The sequence below is a fragment of the Anabaena sp. CCY 0017 genome (assembly GCF_963920885.1).
Lineage (GTDB): Bacteria > Cyanobacteriota > Cyanobacteriia > Cyanobacteriales > Nostocaceae > Nodularia.
Map to the genome: position 1 here is coordinate 1 of NZ_CAWUDG010000003.1, position 22,239 is coordinate 22,239.

17 protein-coding genes are annotated in these 22,239 nt (G+C 41.9%); 7 read left to right on the forward strand and 10 right to left on the reverse strand.

Annotated features, from left to right (window positions below; all coding sequences use genetic code 11):
* From ACM0OW_RS04455 to ACM0OW_RS04470, 4 genes are all read left to right on the forward strand, one after another.
* Entirely contained in the window at window positions 1-321 is a 321-nt protein-coding gene (locus ACM0OW_RS04455; RefSeq protein ID WP_414548842.1) for a hypothetical protein, read from the forward strand.
* 142 nt (window positions 322-463) lie between these two features.
* On the forward strand, window positions 464-628 hold the full coding sequence (locus ACM0OW_RS04460; RefSeq protein ID WP_414548843.1) for a hypothetical protein: 165 nt from the start codon (window positions 464-466) through the stop codon (window positions 626-628).
* A 199-nt stretch (window positions 629-827) separates the two neighbouring features.
* Window positions 828-2,060: an MFS transporter gene (locus ACM0OW_RS04465; RefSeq protein WP_414548844.1), complete on the forward strand. Its 1,233-nt coding sequence runs from the start codon at window positions 828-830 to the stop codon at window positions 2,058-2,060.
* A 215-nt stretch (window positions 2,061-2,275) separates the two neighbouring features.
* A complete protein-coding gene (locus ACM0OW_RS04470; RefSeq protein WP_414548845.1) occupies window positions 2,276-3,124 on the forward strand; it encodes an N-acetylmuramoyl-L-alanine amidase family protein in 849 nt (282 codons plus the stop codon).
* Window positions 3,125-3,285: 161 nt separating this feature from the next.
* Here the strand turns inward: ACM0OW_RS04470 and ACM0OW_RS04475 are convergent, their stop codons facing one another.
* The gene (locus ACM0OW_RS04475) at window positions 3,286-3,423 is read right to left on the reverse strand and encodes a hypothetical protein (protein WP_414548846.1); all 138 of its coding nucleotides are present in this window, start codon (window positions 3,421-3,423) and stop codon (window positions 3,286-3,288) included.
* Between the two features lie 246 nt (window positions 3,424-3,669).
* Between ACM0OW_RS04475 and ACM0OW_RS04480 the strand changes: the two genes are divergently transcribed.
* The 3 genes from ACM0OW_RS04480 to ACM0OW_RS04490 all read left to right on the forward strand — a co-directional run bounded on the left by ACM0OW_RS04480 (window position 3,670) and on the right by ACM0OW_RS04490 (window position 8,272).
* Window positions 3,670-5,406 carry an Hsp70 family protein gene (locus ACM0OW_RS04480; protein ID WP_414548847.1) on the forward strand — a complete coding sequence of 579 codons (1,737 nt, stop codon included), beginning with the start codon at window positions 3,670-3,672 and terminating at the stop codon, window positions 5,404-5,406.
* A gap of 1 nt (window position 5,407) precedes the next feature.
* Complete coding sequence (locus ACM0OW_RS04485) at window positions 5,408-6,922, forward strand: hypothetical protein (protein WP_414548848.1); 1,515 nt, start codon at window positions 5,408-5,410, stop codon at window positions 6,920-6,922.
* A gap of 297 nt (window positions 6,923-7,219) precedes the next feature.
* Window positions 7,220-8,272, forward strand: coding sequence for a pentapeptide repeat-containing protein (locus ACM0OW_RS04490; RefSeq protein ID WP_414548849.1), 1,053 nt, complete (start codon window positions 7,220-7,222; stop codon window positions 8,270-8,272).
* Window positions 8,273-8,336: 64 nt separating this feature from the next.
* Here the strand turns inward: ACM0OW_RS04490 and ACM0OW_RS04495 are convergent, their stop codons facing one another.
* The 9 genes from ACM0OW_RS04495 to psaA form a co-directional block, all read right to left on the reverse strand.
* Complete coding sequence (locus ACM0OW_RS04495) at window positions 8,337-9,215, reverse strand: WD40 repeat domain-containing protein (protein ID WP_414548850.1); 879 nt, start codon at window positions 9,213-9,215, stop codon at window positions 8,337-8,339.
* A 13-nt stretch (window positions 9,216-9,228) separates the two neighbouring features.
* Window positions 9,229-12,063 carry an NB-ARC domain-containing protein gene (locus tag ACM0OW_RS04500; protein ID WP_414548851.1) on the reverse strand — a complete coding sequence of 945 codons (2,835 nt, stop codon included), beginning with the start codon at window positions 12,061-12,063 and terminating at the stop codon, window positions 9,229-9,231.
* A 58-nt stretch (window positions 12,064-12,121) separates the two neighbouring features.
* On the reverse strand, window positions 12,122-12,268 hold the full coding sequence (locus tag ACM0OW_RS04505) for a plasmid partition protein ParG (RefSeq protein WP_414548852.1): 147 nt from the start codon (window positions 12,266-12,268) through the stop codon (window positions 12,122-12,124).
* Between the two features lie 183 nt (window positions 12,269-12,451).
* On the reverse strand, window positions 12,452-13,618 hold the full coding sequence (gene bioF, locus ACM0OW_RS04510) for an 8-amino-7-oxononanoate synthase (protein WP_414548853.1): 1,167 nt from the start codon (window positions 13,616-13,618) through the stop codon (window positions 12,452-12,454).
* 392 nt (window positions 13,619-14,010) lie between these two features.
* On the reverse strand, window positions 14,011-14,655 hold the full coding sequence (gene ruvA, locus ACM0OW_RS04515) for a Holliday junction branch migration protein RuvA (protein WP_414548854.1): 645 nt from the start codon (window positions 14,653-14,655) through the stop codon (window positions 14,011-14,013).
* Window positions 14,652-15,401, reverse strand: coding sequence for a sucrose-phosphate phosphatase (locus ACM0OW_RS04520; RefSeq protein WP_414548855.1), 750 nt, complete (start codon window positions 15,399-15,401; stop codon window positions 14,652-14,654). Before ACM0OW_RS04520 ends, ruvA begins: the two co-directional genes overlap by 4 nt.
* Before the next feature lie 295 nt (window positions 15,402-15,696).
* Window positions 15,697-17,085: a cytochrome P450 gene (locus ACM0OW_RS04525; RefSeq protein ID WP_414548856.1), complete on the reverse strand. Its 1,389-nt coding sequence runs from the start codon at window positions 17,083-17,085 to the stop codon at window positions 15,697-15,699.
* A 188-nt stretch (window positions 17,086-17,273) separates the two neighbouring features.
* Entirely contained in the window at window positions 17,274-19,505 is a 2,232-nt protein-coding gene (gene psaB, locus ACM0OW_RS04530; RefSeq protein ID WP_414548857.1) for a photosystem I core protein PsaB, read from the reverse strand.
* A 131-nt stretch (window positions 19,506-19,636) separates the two neighbouring features.
* Entirely contained in the window at window positions 19,637-21,895 is a 2,259-nt protein-coding gene (gene psaA, locus ACM0OW_RS04535) for a photosystem I core protein PsaA (protein ID WP_414548858.1), read from the reverse strand.
* Window positions 21,896-22,239: the final 344 nt, after the last annotated feature.

Genomic DNA, 22,239 nt, shown 5'->3' on the forward strand with positions numbered 1-22,239 from the left:
ATTATTAGCGATCGCTTGTTTTTTGTCCAAACTCACAAAATCGCGTTGCTCCCGATCGCACTGTTGTTTGGTTATCTGGTAAGCTGGGCTAAACCTAATTGGTTTTTACCGTTCACAATTATTGGCTATTGGCTCTCCAATGTGTTGGGAATTGTGATGATGCAAATGGGAGCAATGGATATGTTCCTCACAGAAGAGAAGCGGAACCTCAAAAGAGATTTACTGCTGGGTTTGGGTGGTTCAACTGTTTATACGGTAGTTGTTGGGCTGCTAGTCTATTTTCATATCCTGGAAATACCTGCATTTCTGCTAAATCCCTGATACTCCAGGACTATTTCATTCTAAATGTAGGCGCTATATTGAAGTCACTATTGAAACTCGTTATTACATTTCTTCATTTTAACAGCCCCAGAATTTGCCACGTGTATTCGTGGATATTGGGGTGTTGAAAATAAAGTCCACTATGTTCGAGGCTTTACCCAGGGCTTGGATGCATCAAGGAGGGCGATCGCACGCTTCGCAACTGTCTCAAATCAGCGATCGCACTTCTCATGATGGAGTTGATGTCGGCGTTATGCCAAAGGTAGCCGCAAAGCGATCGCTCTGGGAAAGTTTAAGAAAGCATTAACTTTAAGTTAACTTACTAAAGTTGCCTGGTGTAATTACTGGAAAATACGCAAACTAATCCCTAATACTGAAGCTGTCATGCATTCAAAAATGCAGTATTTGGGTCATTTTCCAAAATACTGCGTATAGGATTGCTCGTAGTGCCAGAGGCAAGAACGCCTGCGTAAACAAAAATTTTACTTATCTATAAAGATAAATTAATGACAAAAAAATTGCTCTCTGCCAAGATAATTCCAGCAGCATTAAAGTCAAGAAACTATCGTCTTTTTTTTATAGGACAAGGAATATCCAGAATTGGTACTTGGATGACGAATGTTGCAACTGTTTGGCTAGTTTATCAGTTAACACATTCAGCATTGATGCTAGGAATAGTAGGATTTATTAGTCAAATTCCTTGTTTTTTTTTGACACCCTTTGCTGGGGTTATACTTGACCGATGCAATATTCATAAGCTTTTAATTTTAACTCAAAAACTCGCAATGCTTGAATCACTGATTCTAGCCATCTTAACTTTAAGCAATTCTATTAATATTTGGTATATTGTTGGTTTAAGTTTATTTCAAGGTTTAATTGACGCTTTTGATTCACCTACTAGAGATACATTTATCAAAGAGGTAGTAGATAAACAAGAAGATTTACCTCATGCAATTGCACTAAATTTTGTCCTTGTCACTGGGACGCGATTAATTGGGCCTGCTGTTGCAGGTATTATTATTGTCAGCTTAGGAAGTGGATATTGTTTTTTGATTGATGCGATTAGTTACGTAGCTGTCATTTTTGCCTTATCGAGTATAAAGCTTCAGCCCCAGATAGTAGCTACCCAAAAGGCTAATTTTTGGCAGCAATTTAAAGAAGGATTCGCTTACACCTTCGCCAGTATTCATATTCGAGCCATATTACAGATGCTGGCATTATTTAGTCTGTTTGCAATGCCTTATCCTACAATCGTACCAATTGTTGCCAGTGAAATTTTACATGGTGATGCCAGTACTCTTGGTTTCCTAACAGCAGCAGCAGGACTTGGAGCGCTATTTGGAGGAATTTATCTGAACATTCGTCCCATTGAACTACATTCAGGAAAATTGATGCTGTTTGCTACAGCAATTTGTGGCCTTGGACTAATTGGTTTTGGTAGCTCCAATGTACTCTGGTTTTCTCTGTTAATGTCATTAGTTATTGGTTTTAGTGGCATTCTAGAAATTGCCTCTAGCAATACAATATTACAAACAATTGTTGAGAATGACAAACGCGGACGGGTGATGAGTTTATTTACAGTGACATTTGTAGGAATTCAACCTTTTGGCAATTTATTGATAGGTAGTTTAGCTCATAAAATTGGCGCTCCTAATACTTTAATTATCTCTGGTAGCTTTTGCCTAATCGGAGCTTTTTTGTTTGCTAAACACTTTCCTAGTTGGATACCTAAGCCATGATATCACCTTCTTGACTTGGTTAAAAAGTCATGGGTGCGATATGCCAAAGGCATTAAGCTTCGCTTATCGCATTTCTGGTGATGGGTGATGTGGGCGATCGCTCTCCGGATCTCCGAAAGGCTTAAGTTGCACTTAACTTGCTAAAGTTGCCTTGTGTACGTAAGGGAAAGTACGTAACGTGTAGCTACACAACTAGCAATTTTTCCAAGGATGATATGGGAACCATCTTTCTTTCAGCCGGTCATGGCGCTGGTGATCCTGGCGCAGTAGCCGGAGGTACTAAAGAAGCCGCAGAAATGAAGTTGACATGCGATGCAGTTGAGAAAGAATTAAAATCTAGAGGTTTAAAAGTATCAGTTGTACCTGAATTAAGAGTCAGACCAACGATTGATTGGATTAATAGACAAGCTAAACGCGGTGATGTGGCTTTAGAGCTTCATGCTGATGCCTTTAGCAATATCTCCGTAAGAGGTGCTAGTAGTTTTTATATTCGTAACAATGATGAGCGTAGACAAAATGCCAAATTGCTGTTAGAGGCTATGGTGTCTCAAGTTCCTGGTCTATCTACTCATGGTCAAGGAGTTAAACCAGATACACAAGCTGCTGTACGTAGATTAGGTTTTTGTTGTGATGTGAAAGTACCTTCACTCCTCATAGAATTGGGGTTTATCACTAACGCTGATGATAGAGCGCTCATACAAAATAAACGTGATTTATATGCAACAGGTATTGCAAATGGTTTAGATGCTTGGATAAATAAAAATGAGAAAATTATCCCACCTCCATCTTTTTCAACCATTAATGTTGATGTAAATGGTCAAGTATATGAAGGTAAGGGAGTTATAGTTAACAATAATGCGTATATACCTCTTGACTGGTGGGATAGTCTAGGTTCTATTAATGGGGTGGAAATTGATATCACTGAGTTATCGCCTAATATTAATCGTGTTAGTCAAGGCGACATAACTTACATAAAGGCTGTTGACCTTCAGGTATTTAACATATCTATTGGTTGGGAGGATGCGACAAGAACAGTTATTCTCACGTTGAAAGATCCAGGCTAGGAATTGTAGTGATCGCGCTTTTAGTGATGAGGTTGGTGTAGGCGATCGCACTTCTGATAATGGGGTTGATGTGAGCGATCGCATTTTTGATGATGGGTTAATGTAGCGATCGCACTCTGAGCAACTATGTCAAATAAGCGATCGCACTCTGAGTAATTATGTCAGATAGGCGATCGCACTTTTGATGATGAGGTTGATGTGAGCGATCGCATTCCTGATGATGGGGTTAATGTGAACGTTCTGACAAGAGTAGTAGCAAAGAGATCGCTCTCCCTGTCTCCGAAAGGCTTAAGTTGCACTTAACTTGCTAAAGTTGCCTTGTGTCAGTTGGGGAAAGTACGCAAACTGTAAAATGTAACAATCCCATCAAACTTTACAAATAAAAAGTTACAAGGAATTTAAAAAACTGCAACAAGAACCAGCTAATCTATTTAATTAAATTAATAAAGTAGATTTAAGTTTTTAATTAGCTATATATGCACGTTTCATATTATTAAGTGCATAAGCTAATTTCAGTTACACCTATTTAATAATGGAAAGGAAACATGACAATTGATAATCAATCTATTAGCCTAGTTATTGGAATTGATTTTGGAACATCAAGATCCGGCTATGCTTATGCTTTTACTGATGATACCAGAATTTATGGAAAAATCGATTGGTCAGGTGCGCCAGCCCCTTATCCAAAAACCCAAAGTCATCTCTTATACTCTCCAAATAGGGAAGTAATAGCTTGGGGTTTTGATGCTAGAAAAAAATTGGCAGAATTACAAAAAGACGCTGATAAACACAACTTTTTTCAAAACTTCAAAATGCAATTACGAGAGGGTAAACAAAAAAATGCAAATGGGCCTGTAATAACTACAAATAACGGAAAGGAATTTGCTGTAATTGATTTAATAGCAGATTATCTCAGACTACTTAAAGACCTTGCACTGAAAGAAATCAAAGAAGCAACTAAAGGATATTTACGTAACGAGCAAATTAGATGGTGTTTAACCATACCAGCTATATGGACAGATGCTGAGAAACAATTGATGCGATCCGCTGCACAACAAGCTGAATTAATCGGTTCGTCAGAGACTGAAGCGGAACGTCTTTTGCTGGTTTTAGAACCAGAAGCTGCTGCTCTCTATTTGCAAGAGAGAAAGAATTTGCAATTAGATCCAGGAACTCGTTTTATGGTGGTTGACTGTGGTGGTGGCACAATTGATATCACAGTTCATGAAGTTATCTCAGGAAAAGGATTGCAAGAGGTCGCTGAAGGAACAGGCGCTGCGTATGGTTCAACTTATGTAGATAAAAATTTTCAAGAATATTTAGAAAAGAAACTTACTGCTGAAGTTATCGAACGTTTCCATGATGAAGAACCTATAAATTACCTAGAAATGATGGCGGAGTGGGAACGAATCAAGTGTGATTTTGACCCTGAAAAGGGAAACAGTATAATTTACTTTCCTCTCCCACCAAAACTTTACAAAATATTAAGCAAAGACTACTCAAAAATTCTAGAAAATCTAGCTGCTGAACAAGATGGAGACGATAACACAATTCGCCTCAGCCATGAGATAATGAAAGGTATATTCGACCCCCTGCTACAAGGTTTAGTAGCAAAAGTCGAAGAAGAGTTTGCAAAGCTAGGTAGTCAAGGATGTGACTACATCTATCTTGTAGGAGGATTTTCTAAATCTCCTCTGTTAAGACAGCAAATTCAAAAAAGGTTTGGTGCTAGAGTCAAACAAATTTTTATGCCCACGGAACCAGGTGAGGCTATTGTACAAGGATCTGTGTCTTTTGGATTGAATCCTGAAACCATTCGTACAAGGCGCAGTCGTTTAACTTACGGTTGTGGTGTAAGCCTTCCATTTGATGTTGATAAAGATCCAGAAAGTAAAAGACTTATTGTACCTGATTATAAAGAAGCCATGTGCAATAATCGCTTTAAGGTTTTTGTTGTAGCTGGAGACAGTGTTGGTGTAAATCAAGCAGTCGTACACAATATAACACCTCTTCATCATAAGACTACAAGCATGCATTTACAGTTTTACGCAACTAAAAAACGAGAGGTTCGTTACACTGACGAGCCTGAGGTTGAGAAACTCGGAGAATTGACAGTTGAAATGCCAGATACTACAGGTGGAATCAACCGAGAGGTTGAGGTAACAATGTATTTTGGCAAGACAGAAATAAAAGTAGAGGCAAAAGATAAAACATCAGGGAAAAAGTGCGATACTACACTGCGCTTTTCATCAACTTACTCTCCAGAAATTTTAGGAGTTTAACATGAATACACAAATGCCAGAAGAACCCAAAAAAGAACAACAATCATTAAATACACCAATTAACGAGGGGGAAATAACTGAGAACAAAACTGAACAAGTCCCCACAGAAAAAGTATGCGACAGCGTGGGAATTGGAACAGGTAAATCAACTCAACAAGAAAAGACCGCCTTACAACCACAAATAACTGAAAACCCGCCTTCCGAATTGCAAACGTCAAGCGAAGGGAAAGAGTTCTTTAAACCAAGTCAAAATGACTTAAAACCAATATCAAATAAATTTGAAACTGCGATAGATCAAACTAACACATTGAAACATATAATTTCCGGATTGAAACAAATCTTGGGATGGCTGGAAAGTTTAAGTTTAAAAATTGGTAATAAACCGCACTATCAAGATATTGATAAAGTAGTAGGATTCATATCTTCGACAAACGAACGCTTAGGGTTGTGTACCAGTGTTTTTCAAGAACACGAAAAACTTAAAGAGAAGGTAGAACCCTTAGAGAAAAATGACGAAAAATTAGAGAAACCAGTTATAAAATTTCAGGAAGCAAATAATCAACAACTTAGTAAAGAAAGAGATAATTACGTTAGACCAATTCAAACAAATACACCCCAGCAACATTTGCGACAACTTGAAGATAAAATTAGGCAGAGTGAGGAAAAGTACAATGTTCTAAAAAACGAGCGGGATGAACTAGTTAGAGAAAAAAATAAAATACTAGGTGAACTAGCAGCACATAACAGAGATAAAACTACTACGTACACCACACATATAAGTGGTGATACTAAACCTCAACATCACATATTGTATCAGGAATTTAAACAACTCAAAAGCCAAGAATTTAATGCGGTTAGCGATAAAATATTTCATTACCTCTGTGAGCAAAATTCAGATTTGAAATCAAATCGCAAACAAGAAATTGCTAGAATTAAGTCGGTTTTTTCTGAAAAAATTATTATTAATGGAATGAAGATGTTTACAGGAAATAGCAGTTTTTCACCGGAAATATTAGAAAATGCTCTGAAAGTTATTAGACAGTCTTTTTATAGAGCTTTGGAAATAGAAGAGAATTCTCAAATCCCTGAAACACTTAGTAATAAACTTGAAAACTTAATTAAACAAGGACTGAAATTATTCGATAAAACAAGTAGTGCTGATACTACGGCACGTTTGCAGAATGAGGAGGAATTTACTAAAGCTATTAAAGACATCAGTCGATCTATTTATACTGCTCTACAAATGCCAGAGGAAACAAATATTTCTGAAGAAATTCGAGCTAATACTGATAGCTTAGTTAGAAAAGGTCTTGAGTTGGTGAAAAAAATTGCTAGTGCCGATCCTCCTGGTAATCTTTGGATAGAACAAAAAGGGAATGTATTTAAATCCGAAAAACATGAGGCTACGTTGGGTTGTGAAGAAGCTGGTCCAATTTTATGGACGGTTTATCCGGGATATCTTGTGGGCAATCGTATTTTTGAAAAAGCTCTTGTTTTTACAAGGCAAGAAAATTAGATGAGTTTTAGCTTGTCTCTCTTTTAACCATGCGAAAAATTGACCTAGATTGATAACTTTAGTCGTTAAAGTGTCTTGTAAATTAGATTTAGCTAACTCGATATAATGGCAGTGGCTTAATTCAAAAAATATCCTCTTTGAAAGATATTTCCTTTAATACCTGGATACAGTGCATACTGTTGGTAAAACTTTTCAGTTTTTTGTCACTCTCTAGCTTTTTGAATACCTTCGTAATCGGATTGTAAGCACGACTTACTCCTAACTAATTAATGTTATAGAATTTGTTTGTGGTGATTTATGAACGCACAGGACGAGAAGTTTACTAATTTGGTCAAGTACTTGTCCACTTGGCGAAAGCCATTGATACGAATTGCTGTCTTCGTTACCTTGCTTGGAGTGATCGCAATCTTCGCAAAACTTTATCCCTTTGAAGGAGTTGGCGAATGGACTGGTATTGGACAAGACTCAAATAAATCAGTAACTACAGAAAAAGAGATCAATCCCAAAACTCAAGAAGTTATTAAAATAACGAATAAGGAAACACAAAACTTCCAATCTGCCAAGACTTTATGGGATTGGTTGAGTTTAGGTGGTGTGATCGCTATTCCTTTCGCACTGCTTTACTTTGAAAGAGCAGAACAGAGGCGTTCTGAAAAGCAGGCTGACACTGAGAAAAAAATAGCAAATGGTAATTTGTGCGAGCAAGCTTTAGAGGCTTATATTGACCGGATGTCAGAACTGTTGATTGATAAAAACCTAAAAGTATTAATTGATAAAAAGTTAAAAGAAACAGATCCCGAATATCCTTTACTAGATGCAGCACTTGACATAGGACGCGCTAGAACATTATCAGTGCTAAGAAGGTTGGATCAAGACGGAGAACGAAAGGGAAGTGTTGTTAAATTTCTGATTGATGCAGAACTTATAAATAATCTAGACTTGAGTAGTGCTGACCTCAGCAGTGCCAATCTCAAAGATGCCAACCTCAGCAGTGCCAATCTTAAGGATGCCAACTTTAGCAGTGCTGACCTCAGCTTTACTAACCTCAGCAGTGCCAATCTTAAGGATGCCAACTTTAGCAGTGCTGACCTCAGAGGTGCCGACCTCAACAGTGCTGACCTCCGCAGTGCTGACCTCCGCAGTGCTAACCTCAGAGGTGCTGACCTCAATAGTGCTGACCTCAGATATATCAATCCCGACTCTAGCAGTGATAAAAAACTAACTCCTGAGCAAGTCAGGAAAGCTAAAAATTGGGAGAAAGCAAAGTATAGTGAGGCACTTCGCAAGGAACTGGGTTTACCACCAGAACCACAAACTAGACAAAAAAGCGACTTTCTACACTTAGGTTAATTTTGTAGCACCCCTGATGTTTATATCTGAGTTGAATCGCTCTCTTCCCAACTCTCCCAAAACCCTACCCCATACCTTCCACAGCCCCCAAAGCCAAGAGCGCCGATCGCTGTGCTGCTGTTAACCCAGTCACCCCCCTGATGTTCATCCCTTCATAAAGGCGATCTACCTTCAGGGTTTTCATGCACTCACCTGTTCCCACATCCCAAAGCTTAATTCCCTGATCTTGACTAACATGAACCAAGATATTACCAACAGAATTAAAGCAAACAGAACATACTCCACTACTATAAGTATCCAACACTTTTAAACAGGTAAAGTTATTGATATCCCATAAGCAAATTTTTTGATCAGAACTGGCGGATACCAAGGTGCAACCATCCGGACTAAAACTCAATGACCATACAGTAGAAGTATGTCCTGGCAACACTTTTACGCAAGTAAAGTTACTAGTATCCCACAATCGAATTGAGCCATCAATACTACCACTAGCAAGTATTTTACCATCTGGACTAAAACTCACTGACCAGACTGCATCAGTGTGACCTGACAAAGTTGTTATACATTTACCTTCACCCACATCCCACAACTTAACCAAGCAGTCCTGACTAGCTGTAGCTAAAGTATTACCATCTGGACTAAAGCTAACTGACCAGATTCCACCCGTGTGACCTGCTAATGTTTTTACACATTTATGCTTGTAAATATCCCAAAACCTCACGCTCCCATCCCTACCAGCACTAGCTAAGGTTTGACCATCTGGACTAAAGCTAATTGATGTTACTCCACCGCTATGACCATATAAGGTTGTAATACAATGACCAGAAATAACATCCCACAGCTTAATGCTTTTGTCATCACTGCAACTTGCTAATACAGCACTTCCTTCTGCTATGAGGTACACATAGCGGGCAAGATGCCCGCACCACAAGAGTTTTATCATTAATATCTGTACCTCATAACACCGGGAACTGCTGTATAGAACCATCTGGAGTAAAGCTAACTGACCATACCCAATCTGTATGACCTTGTAAAATTTTAGTAGAGTCCCCAGACTCAACATCCCATAGCTGAACTAAACCATCATAACTACCTGTCGCCAACAGACAATCAATCCCCTTCGAGGAAGCTGGGCTTTCACCGTAGGTTTGCCGCAGGCATACAGGGTTAAAACTGACCGAAAGCACCCCACTGGAATGACCCTGTAAAGTTCTCATGCACACTCCTTTAGTTACATCCCAAAAGCACAACCGAGAATCTCTACCAACACTAAATAAGATTTGATCATCTGCACTAAAAATAGCTGAGTACACCTCACTGGTATGTCCGTGTAAAATTTTCATACACGTACCTTGTAGCACATTCCACAATCTGACACTGGAGTCATTACCAGTTGTAGCGATGGTTTGACCATCTGAACTAAAGCAAACTGACCATACCCAATCTTTATGACCCTGTAAAGTTCTTACGCACAGACCTTTACTCACATCCCATAACCTGACACTGGAGTCATTACTACCACTGGCAAGAGTTTTACCATCTGGACTAAAACGAACCGAGCATACCCTATCATCATGACCTGGCAAAGTTTTTATACAGATACCTTTATTGATATCCCACAAGCGAATATCGCAATCTTGACTACCACTGGCTAGGATAGAACCATCAAGATTAAAACTGACTGAAAACACCCAACTATTATGACCGTGCAGTATTTTGAGACATTTACCTTTATTGATATCCCACAAGCGAATTGAAGTGTCTTGACTACCACTTGCTAAAGTTCGACCATCTGGACTAAAGCTGACAGACCAAACTATCCCTGTATGTTCATCGAAAGTTTTTAAACAATCTCCTGTCTGTGTATCCCACAATTTGATCAATCCATCAAAACTACAACTTGCCACAGTTTGCCCATCTGGACTAAAGGCGACTGTCCAAATAATGCCTTCATGTCCTTTAAATGTCATCAAGTTTTTTCCATCTGCCATTTGCCACAAATGAATTTGCCCATCCATATCACCTGTAGCCAACAGTGTTCCATCTGGACTCAAGGCAAGTGAATAAATACTTTTCAAGCTTTTAGCAAATACAGACTGATCAAAAGCAGTATTTTGGAAATTTACTCCAGCTAGATTTACACCCTGTAAGTCAGCTTGCCTAATGCTCAAATTTGAGAAGTCATACCCCTGTAAATTTATTTGCAAATGTGCTAACAAGTTGAGGACATTGCCCCCCGCATACCCAGTTAATATTGCAGCTTGATGTCTTTGCTCCTCCAGTACATCCTGCAATAAAATTACCAGCTTTTGTTGACTACCCATCTCCAACAACAATTGCTCAAGTAAGGGTTGCACAATTAATTGCTTTTGTGTCTCCCGGATGTAGTCTTTGGCTGTTGCCTTAATCAAAGCATGGGTTTGAAGTAAGCCTAGAGAAACAGACTTTTCTGCTACTAATTCTTTATAAATTTTTTCAATCAATCGCTGTATCACATATTCCATCACCACTGGTTGCAGGAAGAAATGCTCGCCGCTTTTTTCAATTAATGACCTTTGCCGTAGAGATTTAATTGCTGGCGGTAATTGACCTTTGGCAGCAGATGTGAAAATATCCTCAGCTAACTGGGCAAGGAATACTGGCTCTCGATTAATTGCCAGCCAATACATTACTTCCTCTTCTACCGCCGATAAACGCTGGAATTGGCGTTCTAACAAGTTGTGGATGTCCTCAAAAATTAGTATGCCCTGTTGCATATATTCCAAAACAGGGGTAATCTTACCATTGAAAAGCTCTTGGGTGCCGGCTGCGACCATCTTCAGCGCTAAGGGATTACCCCCATAATGCTCGATGAGTATTTGCCATTCTCGTTCTGTACCTATGAATTGTCCTTTTTGCTGAAATAACTTTTGTCCCTCGGTAGGATCTAATCCCTTTAATGGCAGAGATTTCACTCCTGTTCTGTCTCCTTCTAGAGTGACAATTTCTCTGGGTTTTTCTCTAGAGGTAAGCAAAACACAACTTTGATGAGGTACTTCCCCAACGCGCTTAAGTAATTGACCATATCCTTCGTAACCAGGATGATATTGCCCTGCTTGACGACCAGAGAGAATTGTCTCTACATTGTCTAAAATCAGCAAACATCGGTTTGATTGCAAACATTCCATTAGCTTTGAGAGTTTGCCATCAAAGCTTTCAGGGATTACCATCTCCTTTCGCAACGCCCACAGCAAAAATTGCAGTATGTTGGTTAATTGTTCCTCTACTGGTGGTGCATTTTGCAGACTTCGCCACACCACTACTTCAAATTCGCTTTGAATTTGCAATCCTAACTTGACTGCTAAAGTGCTTTTGCCAATGCCACCAATTCCTAATAACGCAACTAAACGACACCTTTGTTCTAATACCCACTGTCGTAGCTGTACCAGTTCCTCTGAGCGACCACAAAACACAGATACATCCGGTGCTTCACCCCAGTCATACTGAGGATTTGCCCGTCTGACTTCTAAATCGTCAGGGGGGCTAGGTCGGGTATAATCCGCTTTACAAAACTCCAAATTAAAGGCAGTAAAGGCAGACTGCAACGAACTTTTGTCTACAGGTTCCAAACGCCCCAATATTTTGGATATAGTATGCATAGCTAATTGTGTGCGATCGCCTAATTCTTCTAAAGAAAAACTCTCTCCAGCATTCTCTTCCCATTCTGCTTGAGCTTTGGATGTTTGAAGTTTATCCCAGCCTTGGAGGGTCAAGATTACGCCTCGATTGCGTCGAGCTTTTTGTGGTTGCATTCGTTTTATTTAGGTGAATTAACAATACTGCTGACAAACTTCAATTCACAGCAATGCTTCACCCCTTTAATTCACTAACCGATTGAGTTTCACTAGCCAACCATTGCTTGATTAACTGCACCACAACTTGACCCATCTTCAGCCCACGTAAAGCGCAAGCTGCATGAAACTGTTTCTTGATCTCATCTGGAATACTAATTTGCATAGCGGCTAGTCTAAATAGTGTGTACAAAACTACAAATGTACAGAACAGGATTCCAGACTGATATTAGCAGTCTCAATAGATTTACGATAGTAGTTCTGCGGAAGCAAGTCTAAATTTTTTAGCCAAATACTGGCTGTGTTCTGACTCAGCTTTTTTGCCTGAACGCTTACGCAAACGCTGAATTTATAAAATCTCGCTGAGAACTGATACCAATTTTTCAATATGTGCGGCTTCATGAGTAGCCATCACAGATATCCGTATCCGACTTGTAGGGACTGTGGGGGGACGAATAGCTGGGGCAAAAATGCCGTTACTTCTTAGCTGTTTACCAACACTGAGTGCATCTGCTGCACTGGGTAACTGTAAACAGATTATGGGTGATTCTGTAGGTAATAATTTCAGGTGAGGTAATTGTTCTGTAATTAACCTTTTTAAGTAGTCCACATTCCGCCATAGTTGCGTCAGACGTTGCGGTTCTTGTTGTACTATCTTAATTGCTGCTAAAGCTGCGGCGGTGTCTGCCGGTGAAAGTGCGGTAGTGTAAATCCAACTGGGGGCGCGATTTCGTAAATAATCTATGAGGTTGGCGCTTCCCGCTACATAGCCACCTAAACTGCCCAAGGCTTTACTTAACGTGCCAATTTGAATTAAGATCCTACCTGTGCTGTGAAAATGTTCTACGCATCCTGCACCAGTTTTTCCTAGTACTGCAGTACTGTGAGCTTCATCGATGAGCAGCATACAGCTAAACTCATCGGCTATATCTAATAATACTGGTAATGGACATAAATCACCATCCATACTGAAAACGCTATCAGTAATGATCAAACAACGTCTGTAGTTTTGGCGTTGCTGACTTAGTTGAGTTTTTAACGCTGCTACATCACAGTGGGGATATTCCAGGAATTCTGCACCGCTAAGAATCGCCCCATTTTTCAGACTGGAATGATTGTATTGGTCAGATAAAATTAGATCACGCTTACCTACTAAAGCTGCGATCGCACCCAAATTTGCTAAATACCCGGAACTAAATACTACCGCATCTTCTGTTTGTTTCCAAGATGCGATCGCCTGTTCCAACTCCCGATGTAATTCCCTATGACCACTGAGTAATCGAGAACCAGTGCTACCAGTCCCAAATTTTTCAACAGCATGAATTGCCGCTTTAATCAAGCGTTCATCCCCAGCCAATCCCAAATAATCATTACTGGCAAAATTAATTACCTCCTCTCCAGCCAAAAGCACAGTCGCACCGGGGCGACCGTCGATTGTCTGTACACAGCGATACCAGTTAGCTTTGTGAATAGTTGCTAGAGATGCTTCTATCCAATTGTAAGGGTCTTGGGGCATAGGGGAATGGCACTAAGATAAGCCGAAATCTCGTTAGGGCAGGGTGTTGGGGATAGGGTGTTGGGTGTAGTGTTTAATAAAATTGAATTTTAGTACGTTCATGTGTTCAACAACTTCTTAATTCCCCACACCCCACACCCCACACCCCACACCCAAAAGCCTTATAAATGGATTGATTTGCCGTTATCTTAGTGCCATTCGGGCATAGGGTACAGGGGAGCAGGGGAGCAGGGAGCAGGGAGCAGGGGGAAAGAGAATTTTGCAGTTTTTGCACGGATGCACAGAATGATAACTAATTAGGCGGACATGATATAAGCAGTACCAATAAAAATAGATGCAATCCTGAAAACCCAGACTTTCTTAATTACGAATTACGAACTACGAATTACGAATTACGAATGGGTAACTTCTTCGCTGCTGCTAAGATGAGCGATCGCTTGTTTAATCCAATCTTCCACGTAAGCGTCTTTTGTGAGTCCAATGTCTTCACTGACTACGTGTAAGGCGTGACTAACTTCATCGGCGCTATATCCCAAAGCGAAAAGAGTCATTTGCACTTCCTCTAAAATCCCTGGTGCGGGACCGCCTGTAGCGACGAAGAAGCCTGCTGATTTGCGCCACTCGACTAACTTGGTTTTCAGTTCCAAACAGATGCGCTCTGCGGTTTTTTTGCCTACACCAGGGGCTTGAATTAAGATTTGGGTATTGGCAGCGATAATGGCTTGGACTAAATCTGGAACTTCCAAAGTGTCCAAGAGTGCGATCGCACTAGCAGTGCCAATACCGCTTACAGTCAGCAATTGACGGAACAAATCACGTTCGGCGGGTGAAGCAAAGCCGTAGAGAAACGGCACTTCATCGCGAATTTGCAGATGGGTAAAAATTTGTGTCACTCCGCCCGACTCTGGCAATTGTTTTGCCAAGCGTTGCGGAACTTGCAAATCATACCCCAAATTATTAACTTCGAGAGTCAACATCATGCGACCCCCGCCAATTGTTTGAATACCAGCGACAATCCCTTTGAGATAGCTAATCATTCTAAGAAACCAAAGTACTTTAAACCTTCGAGAATTCCACCAGCACAAACAGCTTGTGCCAGGTAACGATAGTTAGCGGGATACTCGTTGTGCCACTGGAGTAACTCTGGACGTGCATTCCCAACTATGATTCCCCGTTCCTCGCCGACAGCGAATAAAGCAATATCATTACCTGAATCACCGCAGACAACTGTTTGTTCTGCTGCAAAGCTCCACTTTTGACGGAGGAACTGCATTGCCTGACCTTTATCGCTGGTAAGAGGCACAATGTCAAGGTCAATACCGCTACTATAGATTAATTTTATATTTAATTTAGATTTGAGTAACTCTGCCTCTAGTTGCGGTAAGACATTTACTGCTACCTCTTGTTTTAAGAAAAAACTGACCTTAAAAGCCCGTTGTTCTGAATCGGGTTGCAGTTCCAACTCAGGAAAAGACTGAGCGATTTTTAATACCAATTCACTATCCCATCCAGAGGAGAGGATTTCTGACCAACCAGCATCGGGGGTATCTTTACCATCCAGATAAATTTCCGTACCCACAGAGAGAACTAACGCATCCGGTTCCATAAGATTTTTTTCTTTTTGGAGTTCGCGGTAAAGTATAGGCGATCGCCCTGTAGCATAAACAATCTTAGTGCCGTATGCTTGACGATGTTGACCAAGTGATTTTGTCAATGCGGCTAAAGCGTTGTCATCACCTACAAAGGTGTTATCCAAGTCGGAGACAAAAAGAAATGGTTTCATGATTTTGACGTATCCCAAGTTAGTAGTTGCAACAAGACCTGACAATTTTAAACTGGACTATGCGTTCCGAGTTAATCTAGCAGATTTTAGCTCAAACAAAAAGAAGCCCCACGTCTGACATGAAGTGCAGGGTGGGGCAGAATAGTTAAGCGATGATATTTTTTTGTAGCTAAGGGACTTCCAAGAAATAAATTATCCAAATAAACGAACCACAGAGACGCAGAGGACACAGAGTCATGAGAGTTTGAGAGGTTTCTTGCGTTAGGTGGTTGGGTGTTTTTTTATTTGGAAGTCCCTAAAAAGAAGTTTCTACTTGTTGACGTTTCCCGTCCTGAGAAGCGTCTAACCCAATTTGCTTGAGTTGCACCTTCAGTCCATGTTCTGGACGCAAGGTAATTGAAGGCTGTGGCACAATGGGATAATCTGGAACTAAATCTATTTGGAACCTTTGAGCGATCGTTGCCAATAACAAAGCCGCTTCCATTTGAGCAAAACCTTTACCAATACAAATCCTTGGCCCATCCCCAAAGGGAATATATACTCCTTTAGGTAATTGCTTTTCAAACTCCTGTGTCCAACGTTCTGGTTGAAAAGCTTCAGGATTTTCAAAATACTGGGGATGACGATGCATCACCCACTGACTCATCATGACTGTCATCCCTTGGGGAATTTCGTAATCGCCAATCTGGGTATCAACTGCTGCTTCCCGCCCCTGTATAGATACTGGAGGGTATAACCGCATGGATTCTTTGATAATTTGCTGTGTATAAACTAATTGCCCCAGGTCTGCGAGTGTGGGTAATTTTCCTTGCAAAACTTGATTTAGCTCTAATTCTAATTTTTGGCGCACGTCGGGATTTTGTGCCAAAAGCATCCACGCCCAGGATAAAGCATTGGCAGTGGTTTCATGCCCAGCTAACATCAGGGTCGCTACTTCATCGCGGAGCAGTTTATCATCCATCTGCTGACCTGTTTCTTCGTCTTTTGCTTCCATAAGCATAGTCAACAAATCATCAGTTTGCTCCTGACTGTGGCGACGTTCTTGAATCAGTTTGTAGATAGCTTCATCCATTTGGGTAATAGCATGACGATAACGGATGTTTTCCGGTCTTGGGAACCACTCCCACACCAAAAAATTTTGCCGCCGCTTACTTTCAAACCACTGCATGGCTACATCTAGTGCATTAGCAACAACTTTGGCTTCCCCTTCATCCACCTCGGTGCTAAAGATGCACTTCATAATTATTTGCAGCGTCAACTGCATCATATCTGCATGAATATTATGAGTTTCACCATCGTGCCAAGTTTGCAGCATTCGGTTGGTGTACTCCACCATGACTTCGCCATATTTATTAATCCGTTTTTGGTGAAATACTGGTTGAATCAGGCGACGTTGCCAAAACCAGGATTCTCCTGCTGCGGTTAATAAGCCTTCTCCTAGTAAGCTTTTTAAGGCGCGGGAACCTCGGCTTTTAATAAAATCCTGGCGATTTTTAAGAACTTGTTCTACGTATTGAGGATGAGTCACTAAACAAGTGGGTGTTAACCCAAATTGTAAGGGAACAATATCACCATAGTCACGACAACGGGTGAGAAATCCTAACGGGTCTTGTCCAAGTTCAAGTAAATGTCCAACAATAGAGTTAACTGGCGGCGCTGGTAACTCGAATACATCGCGAACCATACCAAAAATCCTCTAGGTTTGTATGTATTCGAGAAGATTAACTCACAGTTAATTTTAAATTCTTCATCAAATAGAGAGATTTCTCATGGCGAAGGTTACAGCAATTTTCAAACATCATTCAAAACCATGAAAAAATCCCCCACCTTGCGGCAGGGGATTTTTATTAACCTACAAAACTAGTAGCCGAATTAACCGAACTTACCAGCAGTAGAGGCAATCAAGAACGCCGCGTAGGTAACGACGTAGCCGACAGTGAAGTGGGCTAGACCTACCAAACGAGCTTGAACGATAGACAGAGCAACAGGCTTATCTTTCCAGCGAACCAAGTTAGCTAGAGGAGTACGCTCGTGCGCCCAAACAAGGGTTTCAATCAACTCTTGCCAGTAGCCTCTCCAAGAAATCAGGAACATGAAACCGGTTGCCCAAACAAGGTGTCCAAATAGGAACATCCAAGCCCAAACAGACAGGTTATTCACGCCGTAAGGATTGTATCCGTTAATCAACTGAGCCGAGTTAGCCCAGAGATAGTCACGGAACCAGCCCATGAGATATGTAGAGTTTTCGTTAAACTGAGCAACGTTACCTTGCCAAATACCTAGATGTTTCCAGTGCCAGTAGAAAGTTACCCAACCAATGGTGTTCAACATCCAGAACATCGCTAGGTAGAAAGAGTCCCAAGCTGAGATGTCACAAGTACCGCCACGGCCTGGACCGTCGCAAGGGAACGCATAGCCGAAGTCCTTTTTATCGGGCATCAACTTGGAACCACGAGCGTCCAAAGCACCTTTAACAAGTACCAAGGTGGTGGTGTGAATAGCCAAAGCGAATGCGTGGTGAACCAAGAAGTCGCCAGGGCCAATTGTTAAGAATAGGGAGTTGGTACCAGAGTTAATGGCATCCAACCAGCCACCTAACCAAACGTTTCCGTAGTTAGGATAAGCTGTGTAGGCAATGCTGTCAGGGTTAGACAACAATGTGTCTAAACCGTAAAGTACTTTACCGTGAGCAGCTTGAATGAATTGTGCGAACACAGGCTCAATCAAGATTTGCTTTTCAGGAGTACCGAAAGCTACTACTACGTCATTGTGTACATACAGACCAAGGGTATGGAAGCCCAAGAATAGCGATACCCAGCTGAGGTGAGAGATAATCGCTTCTTTGTGCTGTAATATCCGGTCAAGTACGTTGCCTTTGTTTTGTTCGGGGTCGTAGTCACGTACCCAGAAGATGGCGGCGTGGGCAAAAGCACCAACCATCAAGAAGCCAGCAATATACTGGTGATGAGTGTACAGCGCTGCTTGAGTTGTGTAGTCCTTAGCAATGAATGCGTAAGGAGGCAGAGCGTACATATGCTGCGCTACCAACGAAGTGGCGGTTCCCAGTGCTGCTAATGCTAGAGACAACTGGAAATGCAGCGAGTTGTTAATGGTGTCGTACAAACCTTGGTGAGGCAGGTTGAATTGACCTTCACTCTTGCTACCAGGTACTAAACCAGATTTGGAATTCAGCATTTCTTTGATGCTGTGACCAATTCCAAAGTTAGTCCGGTACATATGACCAGCAATAATGAAGATAACTGCGATCGCCAAGTGGTGATGAGCCATATCGGTCAACCACAAGGATTCTGTCTGAGGATGGAAACCACCCAAGAAAGTCAGAATCGCTGTACCTGAACCTTCAGATGTACTAAAAATATGGCCAGCAGTATCAGGGTTAGCAGCGTAAACTCCCCAGTTACCTGTGAAGAACGGAGTCAAACCTGCTGGGTGGGGCAGTGTGGTGAGGAAGTTATCCCAACCAACGTGCTGTCCGCGAGATTCGGGGATAGCAACGTGAATCAAGTGACCAGCCCAAGCCAAAGAACTAACACCAAACAACGCTGACAAGTGATGGTTCAGGCGGGGTTCAGCACTCTTAAACCAAGAGAGGCTAGGACGGAACTTGGGTTGTAAGTGCAACCAACCAGCAAATAGGAATAACGCTGATAACAAGAGGAGGAACACAGAACCGGTATACAGTTCGCTGTTCGTCCGCATCCCGATTGTGTACCACCAGTGGTAAACACCAGAGTAAGCAATGTTTACAGGATTGCTTGCGCCACCTTGGGTAAATGCTTCAATGGCAGGTTCACCAAAGTGGGGATCCCAAATCGCATGGGCGATCGGGCGGATGTGAAGGGGATCTTTAATCCACTGTTCAAAGTTACCTTGCCAGGCCACGTGGAACAGGAGGCTGGAAGCCCACAGGAAAATGATTGCCAAGTGACCGAAGTGAGTGGCGAAAATCTTTTGGTAAAGATTTTCTTCAGTCATGCCATCGTGGCTTTCAAAGTCGTTTCCTGTAGCGATCGCATACCATATCCGACGGGTAGTCGGGTCCTGTGCGAGATCCTGGCTAAATTTTGGAAATTTCGTTGCCATAGGTTTGAGAAATCCTCTGACTTTTAGCCATCAGGTGTCATCTTTTGAAGTTCTGAGTTTTGAGTACTAGGTTTTGAGCTTTGATCACTCAGCACCCAGCACCCAGCCCCCAGCACTTCTGAAGTGAATTGCTACCCTACTGAAAGGATGTGTGCGTGGAAGAATGCCCAGGTGGTCACAATTCCTCCTAAGAGGTAGTGAGCTACACCTACAGCTCGTCCCTGAATGATGCTCAGAGCGCGAGGCTGAATTGCTGGTGCTACTTTCAACTTATTGTGCGCCCAAACAATGGACTCAATTAGTTCTTGCCAGTAGCCGCGACCGCTGAACAGGAACATTAAGCTGAATGCCCAGACAAAGTGAGCGCCTAAGAAGAGTAGACCATAAGCAGATAAAGCACTGCCGTAGGAGTTGATTACTTGTGAAGCTTGCGCCCACAGGAAGTCACGCAACCAGCCGTTGATGGTGATGGCACTTTGGGCAAAGTTACCACCAGTAATGTGAGACACATTACCTGCTGCATCTACTGTTCCCCAGACATCTGATTGCATTTTCCAACTGAAGTGGAAGATCACAATCGATAGGGAGTTGTACATCCAGAATAATCCGAGGAACACGTGGTCCCAACCAGATACTTGGCAAGTACCGCCACGGCCTGGACCGTCGCAAGGGAAGCGGAAGCCTAAGTTTGCCTTGTCTGGAATCAGACGAGAACTACGGGCGTATAACACACCCTTGAGCAGAATCAGGACGGTGACGTGAATGGTGAAGGCGTGAATATGGTGAACTAAAAAGTCCGCTGTACCCAAAGCAATAGGCATCATTGCCACTTTGCCGCCGACAGCCAAAATACCGCCGCCAAAAGCGTAACTAACTGGCTCTATAGCATTAGGAGCAGTACCACCAGGAGCTAGGGTGTGCAAGTTTTGCACCCACTGAGCAAATACTGGCTGCAACTGAATTGCCGAATCGGAGAACATATCTTGGGGACGACCCAAGGCACGCATTGTATCGTTGTGGATGTACAAACCAAAGCTGTGGAAGCCTAAGAAAATACACACCCAGTTCAGATGGGAAATAATAGCATCCCGGTGACGAATCACACGATCTAACACGTTGTTTTGGTTCACAACAGGATCGTAATCCCGCACCATGAATATGGCTGCGTGAGCCGCACCACCGACAATCAAGAAGCCACCGATCCACATGTGGTGGGTGAATATACACAATTGCGTCGCGTAATCCGTTGCCAAGTAAGGATACGGAGGCATTGCGTACATGTGGTGAGCAATGATGATGGTCAGTGAACCCAAGAAAGCAAGGTTAGTTGCCAACTGAGCGTGCCAGGATGTGGTCAGGTTTTCATACAAACCTTTATGACCTTCTCCTGTGAAGGGACCTTTATGGTTTTCCAGGATTTCTTTAATACTGTGACCGATACCCCAGTTGGTACGGTACATATGACCAGCAATGATGAACAGAACCGCGATCGCCAAATGGTGATGGGCAATATCGGTCATCCACAAGCCGCCTGTTACAGGGTTCAAACCGCCCTTGAAGGTTAGGAAGTCAGCATACTGACCCCAGTTCAAGGTGAAGAATGGTGTTAACCCATTAGCAAAGCTGGGATACAAATCTGTCAACAAGTCTTTGTTCAAAATGAACTCGTGGGGCAGAGGTATATCTTTAGCAGCTACACCCGCATCCATGAGTTTGTTGATTGGTGCTGACACATGGATTAGGTGTCCAGTCCATCCCAAGGAACCACAACCTAGCAATACTGCCAAGTGATGATTCAGCATTGACTCCACATTCTGGAACCATTCCAGTTTGGGAGCGCGCTTGTGGTAATGGAACCAACCAGCAAATAAGAACAATGCTGCTAGTACCAAGCCGCCAATAGCTGTGACATAAAGCTGGAATGAGCTTGTGATTCCCCAGCCGCGCCATACTTGGAACAAGCCAGAGGTGATCTGAATACCGCGGAATCCACCGCCGACATCACCATTTAAAATGTCTTGTCCCACAATGGGCCAAACTACTTGAGCGCTGGGACTCACATTTAGTGGGTCGCTTAACCAAGCTTCGTAATTCGAGAATTTAGCGCCGTGGAATAACATCCCGCTCAACCAAATCGCTACTACGGATAAATGTCCGAAGTGTGCCGCGAAGATTTTACGAGAAATGTCTTCTAAATCGCTTGTATGTGTATCAAAGTCATGGGCGAGGGCATGAAGATTCCAAATCCAGGTGGTGGTTTTGGGACCTTTGGCTAAGGATCTGTCGAAGTGTCCTGGCTTTGCCCATTTTTCAAATGAGGTAGGAACCGGATCTTTATCAACTATGACTCTTGCCTTCTTTTCCTCTCGCTCCGGAGGACTAATCGTCATTCGACCTCCTCTCTTAGTAAGGAATGAGGAATCATAAATACCACAAAGTTAAACCTAGTCGCAAACTACAGAAATTCCTGGAGCAGTGATGAAGACTCTATGTGGAAGTTTGTTTCTGTTGAATTATAGACTCATTACAGGTGCATTGTTAAAGACATTTTAACAATAATTCAAATTAGCTTCAAATTAGCTGAAATCATGGCCTTATAAGCCTTTTATATTCCAACTTTTGAGCTAAAAGTCAAGAGTTTCTCCATTTAATTTACAAAGGATAACAATTTGACAAACTTATCGTTTAACCCAATTAACCCCATTTAGCGGGTATTACAGCTTGATATACCTAA

Bases quoted from the DNA above. Each gene is read 5' to 3' on its own strand.
- ACM0OW_RS04460 (WP_414548843.1), top strand. From the start codon at position 464: ATGTTCGAGGCTTTACCCAGGGCTTGGATGCATCAAGGAGGGCGATCG.
- ACM0OW_RS04465 (WP_414548844.1), top strand. From the start codon at position 828: ATGACAAAAAAATTGCTCTCTGCCAAGATAATTCCAGCAGCATTAAAG.
- ACM0OW_RS04470 (WP_414548845.1), top strand. From the start codon at position 2,276: ATGGGAACCATCTTTCTTTCAGCCGGTCATGGCGCTGGTGATCCTGGC.
- ACM0OW_RS04480 (WP_414548847.1), top strand. From the start codon at position 3,670: ATGACAATTGATAATCAATCTATTAGCCTAGTTATTGGAATTGATTTT.
- ACM0OW_RS04485 (WP_414548848.1), top strand. From the start codon at position 5,408: ATGAATACACAAATGCCAGAAGAACCCAAAAAAGAACAACAATCATTA.
- ACM0OW_RS04490 (WP_414548849.1), top strand. From the start codon at position 7,220: ATGAACGCACAGGACGAGAAGTTTACTAATTTGGTCAAGTACTTGTCC.
- ACM0OW_RS04495 (WP_414548850.1), bottom strand. From the start codon at position 9,215: ATGATAAAACTCTTGTGGTGCGGGCATCTTGCCCGCTATGTGTACCTC.
- ACM0OW_RS04500 (WP_414548851.1), bottom strand. From the start codon at position 12,063: ATGCAACCACAAAAAGCTCGACGCAATCGAGGCGTAATCTTGACCCTC.
- ACM0OW_RS04505 (WP_414548852.1), bottom strand. From the start codon at position 12,268: ATGCAAATTAGTATTCCAGATGAGATCAAGAAACAGTTTCATGCAGCT.
- bioF (WP_414548853.1), bottom strand. From the start codon at position 13,618: ATGCCCCAAGACCCTTACAATTGGATAGAAGCATCTCTAGCAACTATT.
- ruvA (WP_414548854.1), bottom strand. From the start codon at position 14,655: ATGATTAGCTATCTCAAAGGGATTGTCGCTGGTATTCAAACAATTGGC.
- ACM0OW_RS04520 (WP_414548855.1), bottom strand. From the start codon at position 15,401: ATGAAACCATTTCTTTTTGTCTCCGACTTGGATAACACCTTTGTAGGT.
- ACM0OW_RS04525 (WP_414548856.1), bottom strand. From the start codon at position 17,085: ATGGTTCGCGATGTATTCGAGTTACCAGCGCCGCCAGTTAACTCTATT.
- psaB (WP_414548857.1), bottom strand. From the start codon at position 19,505: ATGGCAACGAAATTTCCAAAATTTAGCCAGGATCTCGCACAGGACCCG.
- psaA (WP_414548858.1), bottom strand. From the start codon at position 21,895: ATGACGATTAGTCCTCCGGAGCGAGAGGAAAAGAAGGCAAGAGTCATA.